Genomic DNA, 3,371 nt, shown 5'->3' on the forward strand with positions numbered 1-3,371 from the left:
GCCTCTTAATTTAAGAGGTTCACCTTCGGTGTCTGTGCTTTTTTGGATATCAATATCTATACTTCTAATTTCATTATTATTCACTGGCATTTTTATCTTCCTCTTCTAATTTTTTATTTTTATCATTATTATTTATATTAAAGTTTTGATTGTCTTCAGTTTCTTTAGGTTCTTCATAAACTGTTTTTATTGGTCTTATTTGTTGAGAAACGAAATACTCATCTCCATATTCATCATCTACTTCATTAAGGTTTTCTTGTCTTCTCCATTCATTTCTAGTAAGAACACCATTATTTAATTTGATTTGATTTGCTTGCTGTCTTGTAAGAGTATCACCTCTTAAAAGTCCATCCAAATTAAACTCTATATTATATTTTTTTCTTTCTAATCCGCTTAATAAATAGCCGTTTAATGCTTTTTCTATACGAACGCACCAAGGTCTTATGGTATGAGTAACAAACTCTATACTTTGATGTTCTATATTATTATTTGTACTTCTGCTTAAATCACCGATTAAATGAGGAGGTACACGGAACACTCGGCATATTTCCTCTACTGAAAATCTTCGGCTTTCCAGAAACTGAGCATCTGACAAATTCATTGTCACAGGCTCTATTTTCATTCCTTCTTCAAGAACAACTATACCTTTTTCCCAAGCCTCTCTGAAGCTTTCTTTTAAGTTTTTTTTAGCATCTGAACTTAATTTTTGCGGATGTGAAATAATTGGAACTTTTTTAACACCATTAGAAAAGAAATCTAATGCGAAATTATCTTGATAAAGCCCTGTAGCTATCTGCTTGCGGAGCATAGCTATTGGACTGTATCCTATCACTCCGTTCCATCCAAGTCCTGCTATATGCATAACTTGTAATGGAGATAAAGTGATTATTTTTCCGTCATCGGAATATTCAAACATTTTATTGCCGTTTGAATTTCTAAAAATGCGTATTTTATTAGAATCTATTAAATAAAGTTCTGTTACCCTGTTGAAATTATCTCTTACTACTTCTACAAAACCGTTGCCTTGCAAAAGTATTTGAGTGATTAGACTTTCTATAAATGATACTGATGTGCATTCTTCATTAGGTGAGTCATGTAATAAGCTGTATAAAGAATGATCTTTAGCTTTTACTTTATTATTCCCATTTATTTTATATACAAAAAGAGGTAAAGTTGCTATTGTTTCAGCTATAACTCTCACGCATGCAAATACTGTAGAGAAAGTTAAAGCAGTATTAGGATTGACTGCTGATAGAGTTTTATCATTTTGAATTGATAAAAAATTACTTCCATCTATATGGCTAAAATCAGGAAATAGCCATTTTTTTATATAATTCCCTATATTTTTTATTACAGACATATAATATATAAAAAAATATAAGGAAATATAAGCATTATATAATTATATTATGCTGCTTTTTTATCANTCATGTAATAAGCTGTATAAAGAATGATCTTTAGCTTTTACTTTATTATTCCCATTTATTTTATATACAAAAAGAGGTAAAGTTGCTATTGTTTCAGCTATAACTCTCACGCATGCAAATACTGTAGAGAAAGTTAAAGCAGTATTAGGATTGACTGCTGATAGAGTTTTATCATTTTGAATTGATAAAAAATTACTTCCATCTATATGGCTAAAATCAGGAAATAGCCATTTTTTTATATAATTCCCTATATTTTTTATTACAGACATATAATATATAAAAAAATATAAGGAAATATAAGCATTATATAATTATATTATGCTGCTTTTTTATCAAGCAACTCCTCTTGTTTATCTTGATATGCTTTACTTACTCTTTTGACTGCTGTATCAAAATATTCATCATCAAGCTCTATACCTATAAACTTCCTATTAGTATTAATGCATGCTACTCCTGTACTGCCTCCGCCCATAAATGGATCTAATATAGTATCGTTCTCATCTGAAACTAATTTCACTATTCTCTCCATTAAAGCAACAGGTTTTTGCGTTGGATGCTGATATTGATACTGCTCTCTATTACAACGCATAATAGATGTTTCTATTTTTCCAACTTTTACTGACTGAAATAAATTAACTCCTCTTTTTGCACCTTGATGTTTTCTTGCTGTTATTTCATATTTTCTTTTAGTTTCATAATTAAACTCTTTGATGCCTGTTTCTATATATTTAATAACATCATCTTTATCTTTACTGTTTAATGCACTTCTTAAACCTTTCCAAATATCTATAATTCTATCTAATTTATTTTTATTAATTTGATATTCTAAATAGTCAACATATTCCTTTCTTAAATTAGCATTCCCTAAACTGCGAAAAGAAATATCTTCATGTATTCTTAAAAAATTATTTAGATAATTAGAAGCATTTTCTTTTTCCCATACAGCATTTTCTTTAAACTTGAAACCTAATTTGTCAAGCATTAAGTTCCATCTGAAAAAAGCATCTCCTCTTCCAAAAAATGCTATCATAGAATTATTTTTTAATAATCTTTTCCATTCTCCAAATACTTTATCTTCATTGAAAGGTATATCTAGTTTATGCTTTAAATATAAATACGGTGGATCTGATGCTACAGCATTTATAGAATTACTTTCTAATTCTTCCATAACCTCTTCACAATTTCCCTTAAGTAAAGTACAGTTTCCAATAACAACTTTCCTAACCATAAAAAGCTCCTGAATTATTTTTTTTCTTATAGTTATAAAATATTATATTACTTATTATTAATATATATTTTTAACTAAAATATACTATTAGGAGTATAAATGCCCGATAAAGCTAAAAAAGCCCCAAAAAACGCCCAAAATAAGCCAAAAAAAGCCGTTAAAATACCAAATCCGCCAGAATATTTTTGTGGGTATTCTTTAAAAAAATGGAAAGAACTTGCTCCTATTTTTGCTGAAAAAAATATGCTTGGAGATGCCGATTTATCAGCATTTGAACTTTTATGTCTGCATTATGGTGATGCTATGAATCTTTATGAAGCTATGATTAATGAAGGCGGTTCTATAGCTGGATATTTAGCAGGTAAAAACTCNACTAAAATATACTATTAGGAGTATAAATGCCCGATAAAGCTAAAAAAGCCCCAAAAAACGCCCAAAATAAGCCAAAAAAAGCCGTTAAAATACCAAATCCGCCAGAATATTTTTGTGGGTATTCTTTAAAAAAATGGAAAGAACTTGCTCCTATTTTTGCTGAAAAAAATATGCTTGGAGATGCCGATTTATCAGCATTTGAACTTTTATGTCTGCATTATGGTGATGCTATGAATCTTTATGAAGCTATGATTAATGAAGGCGGTTCTATAGCTGGATATTTAGCAGGTAAAAACTCTCAAACAATGGGCGAATATTTAGCATATCATAAAGCTATAACAGCA

The 3,371-nt window shown here is 29.2% G+C and carries 3 protein-coding genes and 2 pseudogenes; 2 read left to right on the top strand and 3 right to left on the bottom strand.

Translation table 11 applies throughout. The features are described from left to right. Nucleotides 1-76 precede the first annotated feature (76 nt). From BRSU_RS13970 to BRSU_RS13980, 3 genes and pseudogenes are all read right to left on the bottom strand, one after another. Nucleotides 77-1,360: a phage portal protein gene (locus tag BRSU_RS13970; protein WP_048596201.1), complete on the bottom strand. Its 1,284-nt coding sequence runs from the start codon at nt 1,358-1,360 to the stop codon at nt 77-79. A gap of 69 nt (nt 1,361-1,429) precedes the next feature. Beyond that, nucleotides 1,430-1,696, bottom strand: a pseudogene (locus BRSU_RS13975) (phage portal protein); the annotation flags it as partial. 47 nt (nt 1,697-1,743) lie between these two features. Then, entirely contained in the window at nt 1,744-2,655 is a 912-nt protein-coding gene (locus BRSU_RS13980; RefSeq protein ID WP_048596203.1) for a DNA-methyltransferase, read from the bottom strand. 99 nt (nt 2,656-2,754) lie between these two features. Between BRSU_RS13980 and BRSU_RS13985 the strand changes: the two are divergent. Continuing rightward, nucleotides 2,755-3,024 (top strand): annotated as a pseudogene (locus BRSU_RS13985) (P27 family phage terminase small subunit); the annotation flags it as partial. 29 nt (nt 3,025-3,053) lie between these two features. Beyond that, on the top strand, nt 3,054-3,371 hold a 318-nt coding region (locus tag BRSU_RS13990), incomplete at its 3' end, for a P27 family phage terminase small subunit (protein ID WP_048596204.1).

Source organism: Brachyspira suanatina, assembly GCF_001049755.1.
Classification (GTDB): Bacteria; Spirochaetota; Brachyspiria; order Brachyspirales; family Brachyspiraceae; genus Brachyspira; species Brachyspira suanatina.